The sequence below is a fragment of the Subtercola boreus genome (genome assembly GCF_003399625.1).
GTDB classification, from domain to species: domain Bacteria; phylum Actinomycetota; class Actinomycetes; order Actinomycetales; family Microbacteriaceae; genus Subtercola; species Subtercola boreus_C.
The window spans coordinates 1-2,684 of the sequence record NZ_NBXA01000089.1 but is presented as its reverse complement, the minus strand read 5'-3'; the positions used below and the strand labels follow the sequence as shown (position 1 = coordinate 2,684).

The window sequence follows — 2,684 nt, the reverse complement described above, 5'->3', positions numbered from 1 at the left end:
TGTCTGTGACAGCTTGAGTGGAGTCCATGATGACGGCTTGGTTCACTACCACCTGGCGGCTTGCCGGGGTGTTGTGACGGTCTGATTCACGTCCACCTGCACCGTTGATTATCTGACCCTGTGGTGTCAGCGGTGGAAGGCAGTTATGGAGTCCAGGGTGGATCTGTATGCACGAATCCGACGCGATGCTCGTGTGGAGGAGCTCTCGATCCGGGAGCTGTCCCGCCGGCACGGCGTGGCTCGGGAAACGGTCCGGGCGGCTTTGGCTAGGGCGGAGCCTTTACCGCGAAAGGTCCCGGAACGTGCCTCGCCGAGGTTGGATCCGTTCAAGGCCGTCATCGACCAGATGCTTACCAATGATCTGACGGCGCCAAGGAAGCAACGACACACGGCCCGGCGGGTTCTCGCGCGTCTCGCGGACGAGCACGGGGCAACCCAGTTGTCGTATTCGACGGTGAGGGATTACGTCGCCCGCCGTCGGCCGGAGATCAATGCGGCTGCGGGGAGAGCGGAGGATGCGTCCGTCCCGCAAGAGCACGCACCAGGGGCTGAGGCGGAAGTCGACTTCGGGGACGCCTATGTGATGCTCGCCGGAGTGAAGACGAAGTGCCAGCTGTTCGCGTTCCGGTTGTCTCATTCCGGGAAGGCGGTGCACCGGGTTTATCCGACGTCGGGGCAGGAAGCGTTCCTCGAGGGCCACATCGCTGCGTTCGAAACGCTCGGCGGGATCCCGACAATGCAGATCAAATACGACAACCTCAGCGACGCCGTGTCCGCGGTGATCTACGGTACGGGCCGGCGGCGGACAGAGAACCCCCGGTGGGTGCTGTTCCGCTCCCACTACGGGTTCGATCCCTTTTACTGTCTCCCCGGGATCGGTGGGGCGCACGAGAAGGGCGGCATCGAGGGTGAAGTGGGACGGTTCCGCCGCAACCGGCTCTCACCAATGCCGGTCGTGGACTCCCTCGCGGAGCTGAACGAGAAGATCATTGCCTGGGACGAGGCCGATAACGCCCGCCGGGTCGATAACAGGATCAGAACCGTCGGGCAAGACTTCGAGGTGGAGCGTTCCTTTCTTGCCCCGTTGCCGTTCGAACGGTTCGAGCCGGGCCTGTCGTTGACACCGAGGGTTGACCGGTCGGCGTTGGTGACGGTGCGGATGGCGAAGTACTCCGTCCCCGCCCGAATGATTGGCCGGCCCGTCCGGGTGTCTCTTCGAGCGTCGGAGGTGATCATCTTCGATGGCCGCACCGAAATCGCCAAGCATCCCCGGGTTGTCCAGGTTCATGGGCAAAGCGTGAACCTCGACCACTACCTCGAGGTCCTGCACCATAAACCCGGTGCCCTCCAAGGATCAACGGCGCTGGCCCACGCCAGGAAAGCGGGCACCTTCACTGCTGCCCACGACGCGTTCTGGGCTGCCGCCCGGAAAACGGACGGTGATGCCGGCGGGACCCGCGCATTAATCGATGTTCTCCTGCTGCACCGCACCATGGCCGCGGACGACGTCGAGGCCGGTATCCGCGCCGCGCTCAGCGTCGGCGCGGTCACCGCGGACGTTGTCGCTGTCGAAGCACGCCGGTATGAAGCCCAGGGTGGTAGTCGACAGGACCGTCCGTCCGTCGCTCAAGGTCGTGAGGGTGATCGAAGAGTTGTCAGTCTCACCCAGCGCCGCCTGACCGATCCCGCCGCTGTCATCGCCGGTCTTCCCGCGGACACCAGGCCGCTGCCATCCGTCACCGCCTATGACCAGCTACTCCGGCTACCCGAACGCCCCACACCCGAAACGGTTCCGGCCGCGACGAAAGGAACAGGATCATGACCGTCCCCGTCAGTATCAGCACCACGTTTAGGCGCCGCCGCGGGATGACCGAGGAAGCAGCGAACGCAGCCATCGATGGCGCCTGCCGTAGGCTCCGGCTGCCCACCATCCGCGCCGTCGTCGACGAAGCCACCACAGCGGCGAAGAAAGAGCAGCTGTCCTACCAAGGCTTCCTCGCGGAGTTGTTATTGGCCGAGTGCGACGACCGCGACCGGCGCTCCTCCGTCCGCCGGGTCAAAGCGGCCGGGTTCCCCAGAGATAAGTGGTTGGGCGACTTCGATTACGACGAGAACCCGAACATCAACCCCGCGACGATCAACACATTGGCGACCGGCGACTGGGTCCGGAAAGGGCAACCGCTGTGTCTGATCGGGGACTCCGGGACTGGTAAATCGCACCTCCTCATCGGGCTTGGCACCGCGGCCGCGGAAAAAGGATTCCGAGTTAAATACACCCTCGCCACGAGGCTCGTGAACGAACTCGTCGAAGCCGCCGACGAGAAAAACCTCGCCCGCACGATCGCCCGCTACGGCCGCGTCGATCTCCTCGCGATCGATGAACTTGGCTACATGGAACTCGACCGAAGGGGCGCCGAGCTCCTCTTCCAAGTCCTGACCGAGAGAGAAGAGAACAACTCCATCGCGATCGCGTCGAACGAATCGTTCTCCGGCTGGACGAAGACCTTCACCGACCCGCGGCTTTGCGCGGCGATCGTTGACCGGCTCACCTTCAACGGCACCATCATTGAGACCGGAACGCGCTCCTACCGCCTCGCCCACACCCAACAACACCAAACCCAACAGACCCGAGGTGGTAGTGAATCAGGCCGTCACCCTGGTAGTGAAACAACTTGACATAGCCA

2 protein-coding genes are annotated in these 2,684 nt (G+C 63.6%); both read left to right on the top strand.

Features of this window, described 5'->3' with window-relative positions:
• Window positions 1-145 precede the first annotated feature (145 nt).
• Window positions 146-1,822, top strand: a complete 1,677-nt coding sequence (istA, locus tag B7R21_RS19525; protein WP_116284919.1) for an IS21 family transposase — start codon at window positions 146-148, stop codon at window positions 1,820-1,822.
• Window positions 1,819-2,676 carry an IS21-like element helper ATPase IstB gene (gene istB, locus B7R21_RS19520; RefSeq protein ID WP_116284918.1) on the top strand — a complete coding sequence of 286 codons (858 nt, stop codon included), beginning with the start codon at window positions 1,819-1,821 and terminating at the stop codon, window positions 2,674-2,676. Before istA ends, istB begins: the two co-directional genes overlap by 4 nt.
• Window positions 2,677-2,684 lie beyond the last annotated feature (8 nt).